The 21,088-nt window shown below is 73.1% G+C and carries 16 protein-coding genes; 6 read left to right on the top strand and 10 right to left on the bottom strand.

What is annotated here, in order from left to right:
* The 3 genes from HET64_RS21440 to HET64_RS21430 all read left to right on the top strand — a co-directional run.
* A partial coding sequence (locus HET64_RS21440) for a diacylglycerol kinase family protein (RefSeq protein ID WP_285801895.1) occupies positions 1-858 on the top strand: 858 nt, incomplete at its 5' end.
* Positions 859-997: 139 nt separating this feature from the next.
* Positions 998-1,807 carry a class I SAM-dependent methyltransferase gene (locus tag HET64_RS21435; protein ID WP_215107963.1) on the top strand — a complete coding sequence of 270 codons (810 nt, stop codon included), beginning with the start codon at positions 998-1,000 and terminating at the stop codon, positions 1,805-1,807.
* A gap of 100 nt (positions 1,808-1,907) precedes the next feature.
* Positions 1,908-2,261, top strand: a complete 354-nt coding sequence (locus HET64_RS21430) for a VOC family protein (protein WP_215107961.1) — start codon at positions 1,908-1,910, stop codon at positions 2,259-2,261.
* Between the two features lie 22 nt (positions 2,262-2,283).
* On the opposite strand, the gene HET64_RS21425 is transcribed toward HET64_RS21430, so the two are convergent.
* The 8 genes from HET64_RS21425 to HET64_RS21390 form a co-directional block, all read right to left on the bottom strand.
* A complete protein-coding gene (locus tag HET64_RS21425) occupies positions 2,284-4,263 on the bottom strand; it encodes a DUF5107 domain-containing protein (RefSeq protein ID WP_215107959.1) in 1,980 nt (659 codons plus the stop codon).
* Positions 4,264-4,416: 153 nt separating this feature from the next.
* Positions 4,417-5,325: an arginase family protein gene (locus tag HET64_RS21420; RefSeq protein ID WP_215107957.1), complete on the bottom strand. Its 909-nt coding sequence runs from the start codon at positions 5,323-5,325 to the stop codon at positions 4,417-4,419.
* A 78-nt stretch (positions 5,326-5,403) separates the two neighbouring features.
* Entirely contained in the window at positions 5,404-5,643 is a 240-nt protein-coding gene (locus HET64_RS21415) for a LapA family protein (RefSeq protein ID WP_215107955.1), read from the bottom strand.
* A gap of 139 nt (positions 5,644-5,782) precedes the next feature.
* A complete protein-coding gene (locus tag HET64_RS21410) occupies positions 5,783-7,540 on the bottom strand; it encodes a CocE/NonD family hydrolase (RefSeq protein WP_215107953.1) in 1,758 nt (585 codons plus the stop codon).
* 220 nt (positions 7,541-7,760) lie between these two features.
* A complete protein-coding gene (locus HET64_RS21405; RefSeq protein ID WP_215107965.1) occupies positions 7,761-8,696 on the bottom strand; it encodes an LD-carboxypeptidase in 936 nt (311 codons plus the stop codon).
* 23 nt (positions 8,697-8,719) lie between these two features.
* Positions 8,720-10,735 carry a prolyl oligopeptidase family serine peptidase gene (locus HET64_RS21400; protein ID WP_215107951.1) on the bottom strand — a complete coding sequence of 672 codons (2,016 nt, stop codon included), beginning with the start codon at positions 10,733-10,735 and terminating at the stop codon, positions 8,720-8,722.
* A 42-nt stretch (positions 10,736-10,777) separates the two neighbouring features.
* The gene (locus tag HET64_RS21395; RefSeq protein ID WP_215107949.1) at positions 10,778-12,121 is read right to left on the bottom strand and encodes a M20/M25/M40 family metallo-hydrolase; all 1,344 of its coding nucleotides are present in this window, start codon (positions 12,119-12,121) and stop codon (positions 10,778-10,780) included.
* Entirely contained in the window at positions 12,114-12,947 is an 834-nt protein-coding gene (locus HET64_RS21390) for a M55 family metallopeptidase (RefSeq protein WP_215107947.1), read from the bottom strand. Before HET64_RS21390 ends, HET64_RS21395 begins: the two co-directional genes overlap by 8 nt.
* Positions 12,948-13,224: 277 nt before the next feature.
* On the opposite strand from HET64_RS21390, the gene HET64_RS21385 reads away from it, so the two are divergent.
* The gene (locus HET64_RS21385) at positions 13,225-14,697 is read left to right on the top strand and encodes a hypothetical protein (protein ID WP_215107945.1); all 1,473 of its coding nucleotides are present in this window, start codon (positions 13,225-13,227) and stop codon (positions 14,695-14,697) included.
* A gap of 116 nt (positions 14,698-14,813) precedes the next feature.
* Complete coding sequence (locus HET64_RS21380) at positions 14,814-16,517, top strand: cytosine permease (protein WP_215107943.1); 1,704 nt, start codon at positions 14,814-14,816, stop codon at positions 16,515-16,517.
* Between the two features lie 6 nt (positions 16,518-16,523).
* Here the strand turns inward: HET64_RS21380 and HET64_RS21375 are convergent, their stop codons facing one another.
* Entirely contained in the window at positions 16,524-17,525 is a 1,002-nt protein-coding gene (locus tag HET64_RS21375; protein ID WP_215107940.1) for an aldo/keto reductase, read from the bottom strand.
* A 129-nt stretch (positions 17,526-17,654) separates the two neighbouring features.
* Between HET64_RS21375 and HET64_RS21370 the strand changes: the two genes are divergently transcribed.
* The gene (locus tag HET64_RS21370) at positions 17,655-18,608 is read left to right on the top strand and encodes a LysR family transcriptional regulator (RefSeq protein WP_215107938.1); all 954 of its coding nucleotides are present in this window, start codon (positions 17,655-17,657) and stop codon (positions 18,606-18,608) included.
* Positions 18,609-18,724: 116 nt separating this feature from the next.
* Here the strand turns inward: HET64_RS21370 and HET64_RS21365 are convergent.
* Positions 18,725-21,088: MFS transporter (locus HET64_RS21365; RefSeq protein ID WP_215107936.1), on the bottom strand; the 2,364-nt coding region annotated here is incomplete at its 5' end.

Here is a 21,088-nt window from a genome sequence, read left to right as displayed (position 1 = left end):
GTGGTGAACCAGGAGTCGGGCACGGCCACCGCGACCGCGTCGCTGGTGCGGGAGGCGCTGCCGGCGGCGGAGGTGGTGGAGGTGCCTCCGGGGGAGCTGTCGGCCGCGCTGGAGAAGGCGGCGGGCCGGGGCCGGGCGCTGGGTGTCTGCGGGGGTGACGGCACGGTGAACCTGGCGGCCTCCGTGGCGGCGACGCACGGGATGCCGCTGGCGGTCTTCCCCGGCGGCACGCTGAACCACTTCGCCTACGACCTGGGCATCGAGACCGTCCACGACACCGCCGCCGCCCTCACCGCGGGCGATGCCATCCGGGTGGACCTCGGCCGCTTCCGGCCGGGGCCCAAGGGTGTGGACGGGGCGGACGGGTACTTCCTCAACGCCTTCTCGCTGGGCGTCTATCCGGACCTGGTGCGGACCCGGGAACACTGGTCGCCGCGGATCGGCGGCTGGCCGGCCGGCGTCCTCGCGGCCTTTCACGTGCTGCGCGGCCGGGAACCGCTGGAGGCCGAACTCCAAGGACGCAGGCGGCCGTTGTGGCTGCTGTTCGTCGGCAACGGACTCTTCCAGCGGGTGGGCCCCGCCCCGGGGCGCCGCCACAACCTGGCGGACGGACTGCTGGACGTCCGGGTGGTGCACGGCGGCCGGACTCCGGCGTTGCGTCTGCTGGCGGCGGCGGTGGCGGGACCGCTGACCCGCTCCCCCGCCCATGCCGCCGTACGGCGGCGCCGGGTGCGGATCGGCGGCCTCGCGCCGGGGACTCCGTACGCGTACGACGGTGAAGTCGCCCACTCCGGAGCGGAACTGACGATCGACAAGCTGCCGGAGGCGCTGACCGTCTACTGCCCGATGCCGATCTGACCACCCGGCCCCGACCTCGCGTGCGCACCTCACTCGTCCGCATATCAAGACGCCTATCTCATCATTCGACATGGCGGCGTACGGTGGTTCCTGTCGCCGCGCCCGTCGGCGCGAGGTTTTCGGGAGAGGACGCAACGCCATGCCGAAGGAGACCGCCGTGTACACGCACGGCCACCACGAGTCGGTCCTGCGCTCGCACCGCTGGCGGACCGCCGCCAACTCGGCGGCGTACCTCCTCGGCGAACTCCGCCCCGGCCTGGCCGTGCTGGACGTCGGCTGCGGCCCCGGGACCATCACCGCCGATCTGGCCGCACTGGTCGCCCCGGGCCGGGTCACCGCGGTGGACACCACCGAGGACATCCTCGGCCAGGCCGCCGCGGTGGCAGCCGAACGGGGCCTGGAAAACGTCGTGTTCGCGGTGGCCGACGTCCACGCCCTGGACTACCCCGACGACTCGTTCGACGTGGTCCACGCCCATCAGGTGCTCCAGCACGTGGGCGACCCCGTCCAGGCGCTGCGTGAGATGCGGCGCGTCTGCCGCCCCGGCGGGGTGGTCGCGGCACGGGACAGCGACTACGCGGCGATGACCTGGTATCCGGAGGCCCCCGGTCTCGGCGAGTGGCTGGAGGTGTACGGCCGGGTGGCCCGCGGCAACGGCGGCGAGCCCGACGCCGGCCGCAGGCTCCTCTCCTGGGCCCGGCGGGCCGGGTTCACCGACATCACCCCCACCGCGGCCGCCTGGTGCTTCGCCACCCCGGAGAGCCGCGCCTGGTGGAGCGGCCTGTGGGCGGACCGTACGACGGACTCGGTCTACGCCGAGCTGGCGGTACGGGGCGGGCACGCGAGCGCCGAGCAGCTCACGGCCATCGCCGGGGCGTGGCGCTCCTGGGGCGAGGAGGGGGACGGCTGGTTCATGGTCCCGCACGGCGAGGTGCTCTGCCGGGCGTGAGGAGAGGCCGGCGGGGGGTGAGGCGGTACGAGGTGAAGAGAGGATCCGGCCCGCCCGGAATCGATCACGCCGGTGGCGGCCGCCAACTACCCTCGTAGGCATGGAGATCCTCGGAACCACGCTGCGTATCTGCGTCGACGACCTGGAGGCCTCGGTGGCCTTCTACGAGGGGCTGACGGGCACGTCGGCCCAGCGCTTCGAGCGCGGTGGGGTGTCGGTGGCCGCGATCGGCTGCTTCCTGTTGATGAGCGGGCCCGAGTCGGAGCTGGAGGTGCTGCGCAAGGTGGGTGCGACCATCGCCGTCAAGGACGTCGACGAGGCGAACGCGGCGCTGACCCGGGCGGGCGCACGGGTCATCGCGGGGCCGGTGCCGACCCCGGCGGGCCGCAACCTCATCGCGCTGCACCCGGACGGCTCGGTCTTCGAGTACGTGGACCGCAACGTCACCGTCTGACCGGCCGCCCGGGGCGCGCTGATCATTCCTGGGGCGGGCTCATGCCGAAGTCGTAGGCGTCGGGCAGCGGCTCGTCGCTGAGGGACGCCCACAGCTCGCCGAGGATTCCGGCCCCCTCGCGCAGGTCGGCGACCTCGAATCCGGCGTCGAAGATCTCCCGGGCCGCCCCGGTGTCGCCCTCGGCGACCAGGATCCGGGCGAGGAGCAGCCGGAAGCGTCCGCGCTCCCGGATCGTCCCCGGCAGCCCGGCCAACACGGCCCGGGCCGGCCCGGGCCGGTCGGCCGACAGGTGTGCCTCGACGGTCTCGCGGGCCAGAGCGACGAGGAGGGCCGTGCCCTCCGCCGACGCCGTGAGGTCCTCCGCTCCGGGGGCCCCGAGGTCCGCGAAGGCCTCGGCGTACAGCTCGGCGGCGTGGTCGGGCCTGCCGCTCTCCTCGGCGGCGACGGCGAGGCAGCGCAGCAGGGGCCAGCGCGGCGCGGGGCCGCACTCCAGGCCGCGTTCCCAGCTGCGGACGGCCTGGGCCCGGTCGTCGGCGTGCCACTGCGCGATGCCGAGGTGGTATTCGGTGTGCGGGTCGGCGTCGGCGGTCTCCAGCATGTCCCGCCAGGGCCGCGAGACCGGTGTCGGGCCGGGTATGCCGTCCGGCTTCGGCAGGGTGCCGTGCTCCAGCAACTCCCGCCAGGGGGCCTGCTGGCCGCCGATGGCGGCGGTGGGGAACGGGGTGCCGGGCAGCCGGTGGCCGCCCCGCAGGACCTCCAGCGCGCCCCAGCCGGAACCGGTGGCGAGCACCTCGCCGGGTTCGGCGTCGGCGTGCGGCAGCCAGGCCGCGTACGCCTCGTCCACCGCGCTGCGCGGGAGGGCCTCTTCCAGCCGTGCGGCGGCCTCCTCGGTGGCCGCGGCCCAGTCCCGGCCGTGCACGGCGGCCGGGTCGGCGGAGAGCGGGCCGTAGGACTCCAGCCAGCTGAACGCGGCGCCCGCCTCCAGCGGGACGTGCTCCAGCTGGGTGCGGGACAGCCCGGCCTGGATCTCCGCGTAGCCGCCGCCCCCGGGGCCGTTCAGCCACTCCTGCCAGCGGCGGCCGCCCCTCCCGTGCCCCCAGCGGAACAGTTTGCGGCCGCGCAGCAGGTCGGTGGAGGTCTGGGCGAGCCCGTGGCCGTCCTCGTCGAGCGCGGCGATCCAGCGCCGGGCGCCGTCGGGCAGCTCGTAGAAGTGGTCGGCGGGGTACTCCGAGCGCAGCGGATAGGTGTGGTCGAGGCCGCCCGACTCCGGGACGCCGACCCGGGTGAGGGCGTGGTCGTAGCCGAAGTGCCAGGCCTCGTCGGCCGGGGCCAGTACGCGGGTGCCCGAGGTCTCCGGGACGGCGATGTTGGACCACCAGTAGACCGGCGCGGGCTGTTCGTGCGGGTTGCGTATCCGCACGCCGACGTGGAGGAAGTCGGATTCGTCGGGGAGCCAGAGGTCCACCTGGAAGGGCAGGTCGCGCAGTCGCTCCCATTCCCAGAGCCGGACCATCGTGGAGCCGTCCGGGGCGGGCACCAGCGCGGCGTGGAGCGGTGCGCAGGACAGCGTGGTGTGGCCGGTGGCGCCGATGTTCCACTCGATCCCGCCGGAGAACCAGGCCCCGTTGAGCGCGAAGGCGGCGGGCTGGAGGACCGGGTTGCGGTGGAGCAGTTCGCGACCGGTGGGTTTGTGGTGCAGGGAGTGGATCCGGCCGCCGAGTCCGGGCAGCACGGTGACGCGCAGCCGGGCGTTCTCGATGACGACGGCGTCGATGCCGGTGGGGGTGCGCTCACGCCCGTAGCCGTCGAGCAGCCGGGTGGGCAGTACGGTGCGCAACGGCCGGTGGCCCAGTTGCCGGGCCATGTCGCGGGGCAGGCCCGCCCGTTCCCGGGGGTCGAGCACGGGCGGTGGGGTGGGCGTCCGCAGCGGCGGGAGCGGGTTCTCCGGCCCGAGCGGCGCTGCGGGCAGGTTCAGTACGGCACGTCGTACGGTCGTGGCCAAGGCACCCTCGTTCCCTCGCGGCGGGCCGCCGCAGGTCCGGGCGCCCCCGGTGACCATGGAACACGCAGGTGGCCGCGTGGGCCAGAGGCCCGTCGGCCGGATTTTCGCGGGCTCGGGTCCGCCCCCGGGCCGTTCACGGCCGGAGGCGGCTCGTCAGGCGTCCTGGGCGGTGTCCGTGAACGCGTCGACGACGAGGTCGGCGAGCAGCGCGCCCGCCGTGCCGTCGGGGTCGAGATCGGGGTCGTAGATGGTGACGTTCAGCCCGACGCAGCGCGGGGAGGAGACGAGTGTGCGCAGCAGCGGGGCGAGTTCGTGCGGGAGGAGGCCGCCGTCGTCGGGGCTGTCGACGGCGGGCATGACGGCCGGGTCGAGGACGTCGGCGTCCAGGTGGACCCAGTAGCCGTCGAGTGCGGGGGTCTCCAGGCTCTCCACGGTGGTCCGCGCGAGGACGTCCGCGCCCCATTCGCGGATCTGCCCGACGGTCGCGTGGGGGATCTTCAGCGCGGCCAGCTCGGCCTGGTCCTCGTCCTCGTCCCGCATGCCGAAGAGGCGCACGTCCTCGTCCCTGAGGTAGGGGCCGAGCCCTTCGATGTCGCTGAGGTCCGCCTGGCCCCGGCCGGTGGCGATGGCCAGTTCCTCGCCGCCGGCCGCGCCGATCCGGTCGCTGTTGCCGGAGTGCCGGAAGTCGGCGGATCCGTCGACGGCGGCGAGTCCGTAGCGGCCGAGGCGGCGCAGGGCGAGGGCGGCGCCGAGCTGGATGGAGCAGTCCCCGCCGAGGACCAGGGCGAACTCTCCGGCCCGTACGTGGCCTTCGATGCGGTCGGCGAGGGTGCGGGTGTACCGGGCGATGGCGGCGGCGTTGAACACCCCGTCGCCCTCCTGCCAGTCGCCCAGGTCGTAGCGCGGCGGGACCACGACACCGCCCTCCAGCGCTCCGAGGCGGCGCACGATGCGTTGTTCGCGCAGGGCGCCGGCCAGTTTGTAGCAGCCCGGGACGGTGCCGGGGGCCGGTGGGCGCAGCCCGAGGTTGGAAGGGGCGTCGAGGACCACGATCGTGCGCATACGGCCCATCCTCGCCCCGGTGGCCCGGGTCCCTCAAGCGGTTTCGGCGTGCGGGAGGAGACCGGTGCGGGTCCGCTGTCACTTGCCCTTCCGGCGGAAGAGGTAGCCGCCGCAGCCGAGGCCGATCAGGAACATGGCCAGCAGCGCGAACCAGAGGGGCATCGTCACCTCGGGGATCAGCACCCGGATGGTGACCTCGTTCGTGTTCACGCAGATGAACACGATGACGAGCACGACCACCACGGCGACCACGATACGCCCCGGGGTGAGCCACCCCGTGCCGCGCCCACTGCTGCTCGATACGTCCTTGGGGCTCATGGTCCGGCCCTTCCGCTCGCTTCTCGCCGTCCGGCCCGCCCGTCGTGCACGCGACCGCCCCCCGGGTTCCCAGCATGTCCGGCTGCCGGGCTCGGGGAGCGGTGGTGTACGGCCGTTCGGGTGAACGGGGTGGCGTGCGTCAGCCGGCCGGGACCACCGGGAGTTCCAGTACGCCGGTGTCCTCGGGGGCGTGGACGACGGTGACGGGCTTGACGCCCCGGTTGCCGAAGTAGGCGGTGTCGCTGGCGGCGATCACGAACTCCAGGCGGTGCCCCTTGTCGTACCGGTGGACGATGGCGGGCAGCTCCACCGTGAAGGGCCGGGTGACGTCGGGGACCCGGACCGGGGAGACGAGCCGGTTCACCAGCGTACGGCTGCCGTCGGGCGCGACGTCGTAGACCTTGGCGAACAGGACGAGTTTGTCGGAGGCGTCGCCGCTGTTCTGGACCCGCTCCGCCTTGGGCGAGACGACCTTCAGGGTGGCCTTCGGCGCGCCGACGACGTCGAGGGGCTCGGTGAGGGGTTCGCTGCGCCAGCCGAGGTAGGTGCCCCTGGTGTCGTACGGCTTGGGGTCGGGCAGTCCGATCAGCGGGGCGATGGAGCTCTCGGAGTGGCTGGTGGGCACGAGCCAGTTGGTGTACTGACGGCTGCCGCGCGCCACCTTGGAGCGGTTGTCGACGAGTTTGCCGTCGCCGGAGAGGTACAGGGACCGGGAGAGGGCGGGGACGCCGTCGGCGGAGCCGTAGCCGCTCTGCCAGTCGCGGTAGTAGGAGAAGGCGGGTCCGGTGTCGGTGTCCGTCTTCCGGTGGAGGTAGCGGTCGAACCAGGCCAGGACGCGCTGTCCGACGTGGCTGGTCTCCAGGTTGCCCTGGCTCAGGTCGAGTTCGCCGGGAACCTGGCCGCCGCTGTGTCCCCAGGACTGCCAGATCATCTTCGTCTCGGTGCCCTGCGCCTTGAGCGTCCGGTAGGTGGCGGTGGCCTCGTTGAGATTGAAGAGGCTGTCGGCCTGGCCCTGGACGATGAGCGTGGGGGCCTTGACCCGGTCGAGGTAGGAGACGGGCGAGACGCTGCGCGCGTAGGCGAGCATCTCCTCGGTGCGGTCGGCGGGGTAGCGGCCGGAGTTGAGCAGCCGGATGGTCTCGCAGGCGCGGGTGGCGAAGTGCAGGCAGTCCAGCCGGTTGATGCGGGAGGGGTCCAGGCTCGGGTTGAGGAGCGGCTGGCCCTCGCCGATCAGGTAGAAGCCGTTGGTCCACTGCCACTTGAAGACGCCGGGGGTGTCGGAGGTGACGCCGGCGCGCGCCCCGGTGTTGTTGGGGGCCAGCGCGTAGCCGAGGTCGTTCCAGGTGATCAGCGGGACGAGGGCGTCGACCCGGGGGTCGACGGCGGCGGTCGCCAGCTGGATCGCGCCGCCGTAGGAGCCGCCGATCATGCCGACCCGCGGGTCGCCGTCGGAGTCCTGGGTGACGAAGTCGGCCTCGGTACCGTCGTCGGCCGCGCGAACTCCCGCGAGGAAGTCCAGGAGTTCGCCGGCTGCTTTGCCGTCGATGGCGGGGTCGTCGAGGGTGATCAGGCAGCCGGACGCGCCGAAGCCGAGGCCGGAGTAGACGAGCCCGACGTAGCCGCGCTCGGCGAAGGCCTTGCCGATGGTGTCGGTGGAGCCGTCGGACTTGCTGCCGCCGAAGCCGTTGGTGGCGAGGACCGCGGGGGCGGGACTGTCCGCGTCGGCTCCGGCGGGCCGGTAGAGGTCGGCGTCCACCGTGCAGGTGCGGTCGCCCGCCTCGACGGTGAACTCCAGCGGGGTCACGGTGTACGGCAGGGCCTCGGCACGGGCCGGGCCGGCGAGGACGAGGGGGGCGACGAGGGCCGCCCCGGCGACCGCCACGAGCGGGCCGCGCACTCTGGAAACAGCACCTGACACGAAGACCTCCACACCGAGGACACCTTACCGACCGGTAAGTATTGGGCCGCGCTCATGCTGTGACACAGCTCATGGCCGTGTCAACGTATCGGTCAGCGGTTCTTGACGGATGTTCACGTTCCACGGGAGAACGCACACATCCTCGCGCCCGCGCGGACAGCGGCGCGGGCGCGGACAGGACCGGAAGGGCCGAGGAGGTTCAGCGCAGGGCGGGGGTCCCGACGGTCAGCGTGCAACGCCCGCCGTCCGCCGGCGCGTCGAGCACCGCGGGCACGCCCAGGGGGATCGTCAGCGCGGTCGGACCATGGCCAAAGCCCAGCTCCTCGACCACGGGTATGCCCAGCGGACCGAGCCGGTCGGCGAGCACGGCGCGGATCTTCTCGTACGGGCCGCACTCCTGCCAGGAGCCGCAGGCCACCCCGGCGACTCCGTCCAGGGCTCCGGTCCGCAGGAGCCGGGTGAGGATGCCGTCCAGCCGGTAGGGCTCCTCCCCGGTGTCCTCGATCACCAGCAGACCGCCCCGGGCGTGGGTCCGGCCGCCCGGAGCACCGGTTCCGGCGGCGAGCAGGCTGACGCAGCCGCCGTATAGGACGCCCCGTGCCCGGCCGGGGACCAGGGCCCCGGCCGACTCCAGGCCGAGGGTGGTGACGGTCTCCGGGGCGAAGAGCGTGGCGCGCAGGTGCTCGCGGGTCGCCGCGTCCTTGAGGAACGTCTCGGTGGCGATCATCGGCCCGTGCAGGGTCGCGAACCCGGCGCGCAGGGCGAACGCCTCGTGCAGCACCGTGATGTCGCTGTAGCCGACGAACACCTTGGGTCCGGCGGCCCGGACCGCCGCCCAGTCGACCAGGTCGACCATCCGGTGGGCGCCGTATCCTCCCCGGGCGCAGAGCACGGCCTCCACGGTGGGGTCGCACCACGCCTGCTCAAGGTCCTCCGCGCGGCCCGCGTCCGACCCGGCGAGGTAATCCAACTCCGGGTGCGTGGTGCGGACATGGGCGCCGACGACGGGGTCGAGTCCCCAGTCGCGCAGGACGGCGAGGCCCTCCTCCAGCCGGTCGGCGGGGACGGGGCCGCTGGGTGCGACGACGGCGACCCGGGAGCCGGGGCGCAGCCGGGGCGGCCGGGCGAGGGGCATCGCCCGGCCGTGGTACGCACGGGTCACGTGGTCAGCTCCAGGGGCGGCACGTCGGGGCGGTCGATACCGAACGTCTGCGCGTAGAGGGAGAGTTCGGCCTCCAGTGCGCGGACCAGGGTCTCCACGCGCCGGAAGCCGTGCCCCTCCCCCTCGAAGGCGATGTAGGCGTGGGCGACGCCCCGGCCGGCGAGGGCCGCGAGGAACCGCTCGCACTGGGCGGGCGGGCAGATCACGTCGTCCAGGCCCTGGAGCAGCAGGAAGGGGGTGTTCAGCCGGTCGGCGCGGTGGAGCGGTGAGCGTTCCCGGTAGCGCTCGGGCACCTCGGCGAACGGGCCGACGAGGGACTCCAGGTACCGCGACTCGAAGTCGTGGGTCTCGTCCGTGGCCCACCCCTCGAGATCCAGGATCGGGTAGAGGATCGTCCCGCAGGCGTAGATGTCGGTGCTGGTCAGCGATGCGGCGGTGGTCCAGCCGCCCGCGCTGCCGCCCCGGACGGCGAGCTTGTCCGGGTCGGCGGCACCCTCCTCGACGAGGGCCGAGGCGACGGCCGCGCAGTCGGCCACGTCGACCACGCCCCACTGGCCGCGCAGGAGTTCGCGGTAGCCGCGGCCGTAGCCGGTGGAGCCGCCGTAGTTGACCTGGGCCACCCCGATGCCGCGCGAGGTGAAGTAGGCGATCTCCAGGTCGAGGACGAGCGGTGCGTGGCCGGTGGGCCCGCCGTGCGCCCAGACGACGTACGGGGGCTTCTCGCCCTCGGGTCCGGTGCGGTCGGGGCTGTGCGGCGGGTAGATGTGGGCGTGGATCTCACGGCCGTCGGGGCCGGTGAAGGTGCGGTCCTCGGGCACCGGGTAGTACGCGGGGTCGACCGCTCCGTGGTGGGGTGCGCCGATGACGCGGGTGTGCCCGGTCGCGGTGTCCAGCTCGACGACCTCGGGGCTGCTGCGGGGGCTCGCCGCGACGCCGACGACCCGGCTGCCGTGGACGGCGAGCGTGTCGGCCCAGGCGGACCAGGGGCCCGGCACGTCGGCGAGTTCGCCGGTCTCCGGGTCGAGGATGCCGAGCCGCATGCCGCCCCTGCCGTGCAGGACGGCGATCAGTCCGTTGTCCAGTGGATGGAACCAGCGCAGCCCGATCCTCCAGAGGGGCCCGCCGAACTCCTCACCCCGGGGCGGCAGGAGGCGGCTGCTGGGGACCGCGCCGCCGGGAAGCGCGTCGGGGCGGATGCGCTGGAGCTCCCACCAGTCGGCGAGGTCGGAGACGAACAGGAGGCTGCCGTCGCGGTCCCACTCCACCTGGCAGACCGATTCGTCGAGGTCGCCGACGAGAGGCCGTACGCCGGTGAACCCGCCCGTTCCGTCGATGTCCGCCAGCATGACCACCGTGCCGTCCCACGGCATCCTGGGGTGGTCCCAGGCGATCCAGGCCGCCCGCCGCCCGTCGTGGGAGACCTTGGGGCCGGTGACGAACCGGTGCCGGTCGTCGGAGAGTTCACGGACCGCCGCCCGGTCGCCCGCCGCCGAGCCGTCGAGCGGCACGGCGGCGACGACGCGCCGTACGTCGGTGGGAGCGGGGCCGGTGAACTCCTCCAGCACGCACCAGACCTCGCCCGCCGCCCCGTGCTCCGGGCGCACCTGCGGGTCCACCCAGCGCAGCCCGCCGCCGACGTCCGAGACGGGGGTGAGCGGCCACGGCCCGTCGGGCCCGTCGGGGGCGTAGGCGTACAGCCGCTGGTCGGTGAAGTGGACGAACACCACGAGGAGTTCGCCGTTGTCGCGCACGGTGCCCGCCCAGGGCCGGCCGCCGTACTCGATCACCCGGCTGCGGGTGTTCCAGGGGGCGGGCAGCACGGGGGCGGTGGTGCCGTCGGCGCGACGGCGCATCAGGGCGCGCCGGCCGTCCTCGGCGGGGCGCGGCTCGGTCCACCACACCTCGTCCCCGATGGTGCCGAGGTGGTCGGGGCGGCCGTCGTGCGAGGCGGCGAGTGCCGCGTCGACCGGCGACGGCCAGGTTCCGTACGGGGCTGCTGGCACGGTGTTCACGTAGGTCGGTCCCCCCGGGGCGCGGTTCGGGTCGGCAGGCGGTCAGGCGGTGCGCAGGTAGTGGTCGAGGACACGGACGCCGAAGTGGAGGGCGTCGACGGGGACGCGCTCGTCGACGCCGTGGAAGAGCCGCTGGTAGTCGAAGCCGACGGGCAGCTTCAGCGGGGTGAAGCCGTAGCCGGTGATGCCGAGGCGGGAGAACTGCTTGGCGTCGGTGCCGCCCGACATGCAGTACGGGACGGTGTGCGCGTCCGGGTCGAACCGCTCGACGGCGGCGCGCAGCTTGGCGTACGTCGGGGAGTCCACGGGGGCCTGAAGGGCCGTCTCGCGGTGGTAGAACTCCCAGGAGACCGACGGGCCGGTGAGCCGGTCCAGGGTCGCGTGGAACTCGTCGTCGCCGCCGGGGACCATGCGCCCGTCGATGAAGGCGGCGGCGTGGCCGGGGATGACGTTGACCTTGTAACCGGCGTCCAGCATCGTCGGGTTGCTGCTGTTGCGGACGGTGTTCTCGACCAGGGACGCGGCCGGGCCGAGCTTGCCGAGGAGCTGGGCGACGTCGAAGCCGGGGTCGTCCAGATCGGCGGTGATGCCGTGCAGGGCGGCGATCTCGGTGATCGCGGCGCGGACGGTCGGGGTGAGGCGGATGGGCCACTCGTGCTCGCCGATCCGGGCGACGGCGGCGGCCAGGGTGCTCACCGCGTTCTCCCGGTTGACCTTGGAGCCGTGCCCGGCCCGCCCCTCGGCGGTCAGCTTCAGCCAGCCGGTGCCGCGCTCGCCCGCCGCGATCGGGTACAGCGAGAGACCGTCGCCCGCGTGGAAGGTGAAGGCCCCCGACTCGCTGATGCCCTCGGTGCAGCCCTCGAACAGCTCCGGGTGCTGATCGGCGAGGAATCCGGAGCCGTCGGCGGCGCTGTCCTCCTCGTCGGCGGTGTACGCGATGACGATGTCGCGCCGGGGGCGGAAGCCCTCGCGGGCCCAGCCCCGTACGACGGAGAGGACCATCGCGTCCATGTTCTTCATGTCGACGGCGCCCCTCCCCCACACGACCCCGTCGCTCACCTCGCCGGAGAAGGGGTGCACGCTCCAGTCGGCGGGCTCGGCGGGCACCACGTCGAGGTGACCGTGGACGAGCAGCGCGTCGGCCGACGGGTCGGTGCCGGGAATCCGGGCGACCACGTTGGTCCGGCCGGGGGTCCGCTCCAGCAGCGTCGGCTCGATTCCGGCGTCGGAGAGCCGCTGGGCGACGTACTCGGCGGCCGGCCGCTCCCGGCAGTCGCCGCCGCCCCGGTTGGTCGTGTCGATGCGGATGAGTTCGGAGGTGAACGTCACCACCTCGTCTAGTGCCTGCCGGTCGACGGGTCCGAGCAGGTCGGGGGCCTCAGCCATACTGTTCCTCCACAGCGGCCGACACGATCGTCGTCACCGCCTTGAACGTGCGAATTCCTTCGTACATCGTCGCGCTGGCGTACGCGACGCGCCTCTCCCCGCTCGGCGCCACGCCGGGTACCACGGTCGCGGCCGCCGCCAGATGTTCCGCGTCGAACTCCAGCTCGATGGTGAACGTCTTCCCGGTGACGGGGTCCCGACGCCCCGCGAGCGCGGTGGCCGTCCTCGCCGCCGCCCTGATGTCGGCGGCGGTACGGGCGGGGGTGCGGCACACCGCGGCGTAACGGGAGACGTGGTCCTTGACGGCGACCTTCCGCGCGTCGGGGGCGTATCCCTCGGCGTCCACGCAGGTCAGGTCGTCGCCGGTGACGAGGACGACGGGCACGCCGTACTCGGCGGCGACGTGCGCGTTGAGCAGCCCCTCGCTCGCGCGGACGTCGTTGATCCAGACGCCGGTGATGGAGTTGGCGAGATAGGTGTGGGCGAGGACGCCCTCCGTGCCGGCTCCGGTGTGGTAGCCGACGAAGGCCACCGCGTCCACGTCGCCGTGCTGGATGCCCTCGACCATGGACAGCGACTTGTGCTTGCCGGTGAGCATCTGGACGCGTTCGTCCATGTGCTCCAGCAGCAGGTTGCGCATCGACCAGTGGGCCTCGTTGACCAGGACCTCGTCGGCGCCGCCGTCGTAGAAGCCGAGCGCCGCCGCGTTCACGTCGGAGGTGAACATCGACCGGCAGCGCTCCCACTGCGGCGTCCCCGGCAGCACGTCGGCCGGCCAGGTCACTCCGGTGGCGCCTTCCATGTCCGCGCTGATGAGGATCTTCATGCCGCCACACCGTACGCGCCGGGAGCGGCGCGGGCCAGGGAGGGGCGGCCCGTCAGAGGTCCAGTCCGCCGAAGGTCCCTCCAGTGGTCCCGTCGGCCCTCCCGCTCCTGCTCCCGCCGACCCTCCCTCCGCCGCTCCGCAGGTGGCCCTCGTCGGGCGCCCGGGGCGAACACTATGAACGCAACGCGCGCGGGGCTTCTCCCCCGGGGGCGGCGCTTCCTAGCATCCCGGCATCCCGGCGCACACCCGCGCCGGGCAGACAGCCAGGAGCCGCCCCGTGAACTCCCCCCACGTGCCCGCCCCCGTACGCCCGCTGTACCGCCGGCACCGGTTCCGCTCCGCCGCGCTGGCCGCCACGGTCGCGGCCCTGCTCCTCGGCGCGGCGGGCAAGGCTCCGGCGACCCCCGCGGCGCCCGACCAGGCCGGGCCCCCCGTCGTCGCCGACTGCCCGGCGGCGCTGGCCGGAAAGGCGCGGTGCTACACGGGACAGGACGGGAACGGGGCGCACTACGCGCTCGCCGTCCCCACCCGCTGGAACGGCTCGCTGGTGGTGCACGCGCACGGCGGGCCGGACCTGGGCGACGCCTCGGACCCGGCCCGCTCCACCGAGGACCTGGAGCGCTGGGCCGTCATGGTCGAGGAGGGGTACGCCTGGGCCGGCTCCTCCTACCGCCGCGGCGGCTACGGGACCCGGATGGCGGCGGCCGACACCGAGAGCGTCCGCCGGGTGTTCCTCGACCGGTTCGGGAAGCCGGAGCGGACCTATGTGCACGGCCAGTCCTGGGGCGGCAACGTGGCCGCCAAGGTCGCGGAGACGTACGGCACGAAACCGGGGGCGTACGACGGGGTGCTGCTGACCAACGGCGTCCTGGGCGGTGGTTCGCGCGGCTACGACTACCGGGTGGACCTGCGCGTGGTCTACCAGTACTACTGCGGCAACCACCCGCGCCCCACCGAGCCCCGGTACCCCCTGTGGCAGGGGCTGCGACCGGACTCCACGATGACGTCCGCCGGGCTGAGCGCCCGGCTGCGGGAGTGCACGGGGTTCGACGCCGGCCCGGCGGAGCGGACCGCGCTCCAGCAGCGCAACCTCGACGACATCCTGGCCGTCACCGGGATTCCGGAGCGTTCCCTGGAGTCGCATCTGCGGTTCGCGACGTTCACCTTCCGCGACATCGTCTCGACCCGGCTGGGCGGCCGTAACCCCTTCTCCAACCGGGGGGTCCGGTACGCCGGTTCGCACGACGACCGGGCGCTGAACGCGGGCGTGGAACGGTTCTCGGCGGACCCCGCCGCGCGCCGGGACCTCTCCTGGGACAGCGACCTCACCGGGCGGGTGGCCCTGCCCGTCCTCACGCTGCACGCGATCGACGACCCCACGGCGTTCGTCGAGCACGAGTCCGCCTACCGGGCCACGCTGCGGGGCGCGGGCCGGGAGCACCGGCTCGTGCAGACCTTCACCCGGGAGAGCGAGCACAGCGGGCTGAGCAGTGCAGAGTACGCCAACTCCATCGCCGCGCTGGACCGTTGGGCCCGCACCGGCCACCAGCCCACCCCGCGCTCGCTGGCCGCGTCGTGCGCCGTCTTCGACCGGAGCCGCGGCACGGGCTGCTTCTACGATCCGGAGTTCCGGCCGTCCCCCTACGCCTCCCGGGTGCTGCCCCGGCCCGGCGGGCTCGCCTGGCCCGCCATGACCGCGGCGCGGGAGCGGGCCTGGGGCCGGATCGACGGGGTGGGCATCGCCCCCTGACGCCATACCCCGACGACCTGCCCTGATGCCTCGTCAGCGGCCTGTGAGCGTGCCGAAACTCCCCCGTCACACCGGCCGTACGCGAGGGTAACGGCGGCTGCCTACCGTCGCCCGCCATGGACACCCGCACACAGCTCGCCGAACCGGCCCCACCGGACCCCGCACCGCCCGCCGCACCGGACACCGGTCAGGCGGTGCGGGAGACGCTGGAGGACTACACCCTCCGCTTCGCGCCGCGCAGTTACCGCCGCTGGACCCCGATGGTCGTGGCGACCACCGCGCTGGGCGGTATCGCGTACATGGCCGACTTCTCCATCGGCGCCGGGATCGCCATGGCCCACGGCACCGGCAACGCCCTGGTCGCGATCACCGTCGCGGCGGCGCTCATCTTCATCACCGGCTTCCCGCTCGCCTACTACGCCGCCCGCTACAACATCGACCTGGACCTGATCACCCGGGGCTCCGGCTTCGGCTACTACGGCTCGGTCCTCACCGGCGTCATCTTCGCCAGCTTCACCGTCATCTTCTTCGCCCTCGAAGGCGCGATCATGGCCCAGGGCCTCAAGCTCGGGTTCGGGCTGCCGCTGTGGCTGGGCTACGCCGTCTCCACGCTCATGGTCATCCCGCTCGTCGTCTACGGCATGAAGGCGCTCAGCAAGCTCCAGGTGTGGACCACACCGATCTGGCTGCTGCTGATGGTCGGCCCGCTGGTCTACCTGGTCGCCACCGAACCGGGCACCGTCGACAGTTTCCTCGCCTATGCGGGCACCGACGGCGAGGGCGGGGTCAACACCGCGTCCGTGCTCCTCGGCGCGGGCGTCTGCCTCTCCCTCATCGCGCAGATCGGTGAACAGATCGACTACCTGCGCTTCATGCCGCCGAAGACCGGTGCGAACAGGCGTAGCTGGTGGACGGCGGTGGTCATGGCCGGTCCCGGCTGGGTGGTGCTCGGCGCGCTCAAGCAGGCCATCGGGGTCTTCCTGGCCGTCTACATCCTCTCCGAGGTGGGACCGGCCGCGGCGACCGAGCCGATCCAGCAGTTCCGCGGGGCGTTCGACGCGATGATGCCGTCCTGGCTGGTGGTCCCGCTGGCCGTGGTGCTGGTGGTGATCAGCCAGATCAAGATCAACGTGACGAACGCGTACTCCGGCTCGCTGGCGTGGACCAACTCCTTCACCCGCGTCACCAAGCACTACCCGGGCCGCATGGTCTTCGTCCTGGTCAACCTGGCGTTCGCGCTGATCCTGATGGAGGCCGACATGTTCAGCTTCCTCAACAGCATCCTGGGCTTCTACTCGAACTGCGCCATCGCCTGGGTGGTCACCGTCGCCACCGACATCGGGGTCAACAAGTACCTGCTGAAGCTGTCCCCGCACGCGCCGGAGTTCCGCCGGGGCATGCTCTACGCGGTCAACCCGGTCGGCGTGACCGCGTTCACCGTCGCCTCCGGGCTGTCCATCGCGATGTACTTCCACGCCTTCGGGGACACGCTCCAGCCGTACTCCCCCGTCGCGGCCGTCGTGATCGCCTTCGTCCTCACCCCGGTCATGGCGGTCGTCACCCGGGGCAGGTACTACCTGCGCCGGAGCGACGACGGCATCCCGGAGCCGCTGCTGGACGCCGAGGGCAACCCGAGCGCGGTCACCTACGACTGCCACGTCTGCCGGCAGTCGTACGAACGCCCCGACCTGGCGGCCTGCCCGGCGCACGAGGCCATGGTCTGCTCGCTGTGCCTGAGCACGGACAAGGCCGGCGAGCACGTCCTGCCGGCCTCGCCGGCGCTACCGCCCTCTCCGGCCGTACCGCCCTCGCGCGCCTGAGCGCCGTCAGCCCGTCCTGTCCCGCAGCAGCTCCTCGATCCGGGACAGCTCGTCCTCGGTGAAGTCCAGGTTCCGGGCGGCCTCGACGCTGTTCTCCAGCTGGGCAACGCTGCTCGCGCCGACGACGGCGGAAGTGAGCCGGCCGCCGCGCAGCACCCACGCCAGGGCCAGCTGCGCGAGCGACTGGCCGCGCTCTTTCGCCAGGGCGTCCAGCGCGCGCAGCCGCTCCACCAGCCGCGGGGTGACGGCGTCGGCGTTCAGGAAGGGGCTGGCACCCGCTGCCCGGGACCCGGCCGGAATGCCGTTCAGATAGCGGTCGGTCAGAATCCCCTGCTCCAGCGGCGAGTACGCGATGGACCCGGCGCCCAGCTCGTCCAGGACGTCCGGCAGCCCGTCGTCCTCGATGCGGCGGTCGAGCATCGAGTAGCGGGGCTGGTGGATGAGCAGCGGGGTGCCGAGGTCCTTGAGGATCGCGGCGGCCTCGCGGGTCTGCGCGGCGGAGTAGTTGGACAGACCGACGTACAGCGCCTTGCCCTGCCGTACGGCGGAGTCGAGGGCGCCCATGGTCTCTTCGAGCGGGGTCTCGGGGTCGGGCCGGTGGGAGTAGAAGATGTCGACGTACTCCACGCCCAGACGCTTCAGGCTCCGGTCGAGCGAGGAGCGCAGGTACTTCCGCGAGCCCCACTCCCCGTACGGCCCCTCCCACATGTGGTAGCCGGCCTTGGTGGAGATGACGATCTCGTCGCGCAGCTGGGCGAAGTCCGTCGCCAGGGCCCGGCCCAGGGTGAGTTCGGCGGAGCCGGGCGGCGGCCCGTAGTTGTTCGCCAGGTCGAAGTGGGTGATGCCGAGGTCGAAGGCGCGGCGCAGGATGGCGCCCTGCGTCTCGGGCGTCCTGTCGCCTCCGAAGTTGTGCCAGAGGCCGAGGGAGAGCGCGGGCAGCTTCAGACCGCTGCGTCCGGTGCGCCGGTAGGGCATGGCGGAGTAGCGGTCGGCGGACGGGAGGTACATACGGGCTCCGCGGGAGGGGTACGGGGGTGGCTCGCCGGGACCGGCGAGCACCCGGCCCAGGCTTCCGCAGATGGATCCAGCAGTCCAACAGGAGATTCCGCTCGGATTCATCGCCTAGATTGCTCAATCATGGAATTGCGTCAGCTGGAGCACTTCGTCGCCGTCGCCGAGGAGCAGCACTTCACCCGCGCCGCCGAGCGCCTCGCCGTGTCGCAGTCCGGGCTCTCCGCCTCCGTACGGGCGCTGGAGCAGGAGCTGCGGACCCCGTTGTTCAGCCGCACCACGCGCACGGTCCGGCTCACCGAGGCCGGGCGGGCGCTGCTGGTGGAGGCGGAGCGCACACTGGCGGGCGCGCGGGCGGCGCGGGACGCGGTCGACGCCGTACGGGGGCTGCTGCGCGGGACGCTGACGGTCGGGGTCGAGCAGTGCGTGGCGGGGGTGAGCCCGGCGCGGCTGCTGGCGGCGTTCCACCGGGAACATCCGCACATGGAGCTGAGGCTGCGGCAGGAGGGCACCAGCAGCCTGCTGGACGGCGTGGCGGGCGGGCGCCTCGACCTGGCGTTCGCCGCGACGGTCAGCCCGGCGGAGTGGCGCGGGGAGCTGGTGCCGCTGGCCCGGGAGCCGATGGTGCTGCTGTGCGCGGCGGGGCACGCGTTCGCCGGGCGGCCGGAGGTGGGGTGGGAGGAGCTGCCGGGGGCGTCGTTCATCGACTTCCATCCGGACTGGGGTCCCCGGCGGGCCGCCGACGAGGCGTTCGCGGCGGCGGGGGTGCGCCGGACGGTGGGTCTGGAGGTCAACGATGTGCACAGCCTGCTGGAGCTGGTGCAGGAGGGGCTGGGGATCGCGGTGGTGCCGCACCACTTCTCCCGCAAGCCGGAGGCGGCCCGGCTGGTCGCCGTGGAGCTGACGGGCGCCCGCCGGCCGGTGTACGAGAGCGTGGTGGTGCTTCCGGCGGCGCGGAGCCTGAGCCCGGGGGCGCGGGCGCTGATGCGGCTGGTGCGGGAGGACCCGCTGCGGGAGCCGGCCGGGGAGCCGCCCGTACGGGAGCCGGGGCCGGCTCCCGCCGGACCGGCGGTGAGCTGAGCCCCGGAGCCACACCGGACCGGCTCCGGGGTTCCGGCCCGCTCCCGTACGCCTCGTTCCGGTACGCCTCGTTCCCGTACGTCGTCTCGGTCCCGTACGTCTCGGTCCCGTACGTCTCAGTCCTCGTGGCCGAGCTGGAGATCGCGTTCGGTGCGGCCGCCGCCCGCGACCTGGAGGACGGTGGCAACCGGCGGGTATCCGGCGGCAATCACGGTGTACTCGCCGGACGACAGGTCGACGAACCGGAACGATCCGTCGGGCCCGGTGGTGAGGGTGTCCACCACGTTGCCCGCCGCGTCGAGCAGGGTGACCCGGGCGTCCTCGACGGGGCGTCCGCCGGTGGCCCGGACGACGCCGCGCAGGACGGCCCCGCCCGCCAGCTCGATGTCCTGCCGGGTCTCCCGGGCGGCCTGGACGCTGACCGGGAGGGCGGCGGGGCGGAAGGCGGGGGCGCTGGCGGCGAGCGTGTACTCGCCGGCGACCAGTTCGCCGATGACATAGCCGCCCTCGTGACCGGTGCGGGTGGAGGCGACGACCTCCCCGCGTACGTCGGTGAGGGTGACGGCCGCGTCGCGTACCGGGGCCCCGTCGGGGGTGAGGACGGATCCGGCGAGGCGTCCGGCGCCGCCGAGCACCACGTCCAGCTCGACGGGGCGCTCGCCCACGGTGACGCTGACGGCCTGCGGCTGGTGTCCGCCCGCGGCGGCGATCAGGACGTAGGAACCCGCGCCGGGGACGCTCAGCGCGTACCGCCCGTCCTCGCCGCTGGCCCCGCGCCCGATCTGCCGCCCCTGGACGTCGATGAGGGTGAGGGCGGCGCGGGGGACGGTGGTGCCGTCGGGGTGCTGGACGCTCCCGTGGACCGGGACGCCGGAGAGGTAGCCGGAGGCGGGCCGGCCCAAGTCGGCGCGGGCGGCGGGGATCGGAGAGGTCATGGCCTCGGCGGCGGCTTCGGGGCTGTGGTGGGACACCAGCGGTTTCTCCTTGAGGAAGAAGGCGAGGATCAGGCCGAGCACGAGCACCGGCACGAGGTACAGGAAGATGCGCGGCATCGCGTCGACGTACGCCTGGATGTAGGCGTCGCGCAGCGCGGGCTCCATCGCGTGGACGATCTGCGGGGTGATCGACTCGGGATCGGGCAGCTCCGCACCGGCGGGCAGGCGCACCCCGAGCGCGTCGGAGAGCCGCCCGGCGAACAGCGTGCCGAAGATCGCCGCGCCGACGCTGCCGCCGATCTGCCGGAAGTAGTTGTTGGCGCTGGTCGCGGTGCCGAGGTCCGAGGGGCGTACGGAGTTCTGCACAGCGAGCACGAGGACGGACATGACCAGTCCGATGCCGGTGCCGAGGACGGCCTGGTAGAAGCTGTACGCCAGGGGGGAGGTGTCCGCCTCCAGCAGGGACAGCAGCCACATGCCGACCACCGAGACGGCACTGCCGACGATCGGGTAGATCCGGTAGCGGCCGGTGCGGGTGATGAGCTGGCCGGAGACGATGGAACCGCCGACGATGCCCATCATCATCGGGAGCATCAGCAGCCCGGATTCGGTGGCGCTGGCACCGTCGACCATCTGGAGGTAGGTCGGCAGGTAGCTGGCCGCCCCGAAGAGCGCGATGCCGACGACCGCGCCGACCAGACCGGTGACGTTGAAGACGGAGTCGCGGAACAGCCGCAGCGGAATGATCGGTTCTGCGGCCCGGTGTTCGGCGGCGACGAAGAGCACCGCCGTGACGACCGCGCCGGCCGCGAGCCCCAGGATGGTGCGCGATCCCCAGGCGTACTCGGTGCCGCCCCAGCTGGTGACCAGCACCAGACAGGTGGAGGCGACGGCCAGGAGGACCGCGCCCAGGACGTCGAGCCGGGGCCGGACCGCGGGTTTGGGCAGTTTGAGGACGACGGCGATGACGGCCAGGGTGACCAGGCCGAAGGGGACGTTGATGTAGAAGCACCAGCGCCAGGAGACGTGGTCGGTGAAGAACCCGCCCAGCAGCGGGCCGGCGACCGAGGCGAGGCCGAAGACCGCGCCGATGAGGCCCATGTAGCGGCCGCGCTCCCGGGGCGGGACGATGTCCGCGATGATCGCCTGGACGCCGATCATGAGGCCGCCTCCGCCGATGCCCTGGAGGGCGCGGAAGGCGATCAACTCGTCCATGGTGCGCGACCAGCCCGCGAGGGCGGAGCCGATGATGAAGACCACGATGGCGAACTGGAAGACGCTCTTGCGGCCGAAGAGGTCGCCGAGCTTGCCGTAGAGCGGCAGGACGATGGTGGAGGCGAGGAGGTAGGCGGTGACCGCCCAGGACATCTTCTCCAGGCCGTGCAGCTCACCGACGATCTTCGGCAGGGCGGTGGCGACGATCATCTGGTCGAGCGCCGCGAGCAGCAGGGTGAGCATCAGCCCGAGGAAGACCATGCGGACCTTGCGAGGGCTGATCTCCGCCGCGTCCGGGCCGGGTCCGGGTACCGCCGGAGGGGGTGGCGG

The sequence above is a fragment of the Streptomyces sp. McG3 genome, assembly GCF_018619185.1.
Lineage (GTDB): Bacteria > Actinomycetota > Actinomycetes > Streptomycetales > Streptomycetaceae > Streptomyces.
This window is presented reverse-complemented; position numbering and strand designations above follow the sequence as displayed.

Bases quoted from the DNA above. Each gene is read 5' to 3' on its own strand.
- HET64_RS21435 (WP_215107963.1), top strand. From the start codon at position 998: ATGCCGAAGGAGACCGCCGTGTACACGCACGGCCACCACGAGTCGGTC.
- HET64_RS21430 (WP_215107961.1), top strand. From the start codon at position 1,908: ATGGAGATCCTCGGAACCACGCTGCGTATCTGCGTCGACGACCTGGAG.
- HET64_RS21420 (WP_215107957.1), bottom strand. From the start codon at position 5,325: ATGCGCACGATCGTGGTCCTCGACGCCCCTTCCAACCTCGGGCTGCGC.
- HET64_RS21415 (WP_215107955.1), bottom strand. From the start codon at position 5,643: ATGAGCCCCAAGGACGTATCGAGCAGCAGTGGGCGCGGCACGGGGTGG.
- HET64_RS21405 (WP_215107965.1), bottom strand. From the start codon at position 8,696: ATGCCCCTCGCCCGGCCGCCCCGGCTGCGCCCCGGCTCCCGGGTCGCC.
- HET64_RS21395 (WP_215107949.1), bottom strand. From the start codon at position 12,121: ATGGCTGAGGCCCCCGACCTGCTCGGACCCGTCGACCGGCAGGCACTA.
- HET64_RS21390 (WP_215107947.1), bottom strand. From the start codon at position 12,947: ATGAAGATCCTCATCAGCGCGGACATGGAAGGCGCCACCGGAGTGACC.
- HET64_RS21380 (WP_215107943.1), top strand. From the start codon at position 14,814: ATGGACACCCGCACACAGCTCGCCGAACCGGCCCCACCGGACCCCGCA.
- HET64_RS21375 (WP_215107940.1), bottom strand. From the start codon at position 17,525: ATGTACCTCCCGTCCGCCGACCGCTACTCCGCCATGCCCTACCGGCGC.
- HET64_RS21370 (WP_215107938.1), top strand. From the start codon at position 17,655: ATGGAATTGCGTCAGCTGGAGCACTTCGTCGCCGTCGCCGAGGAGCAG.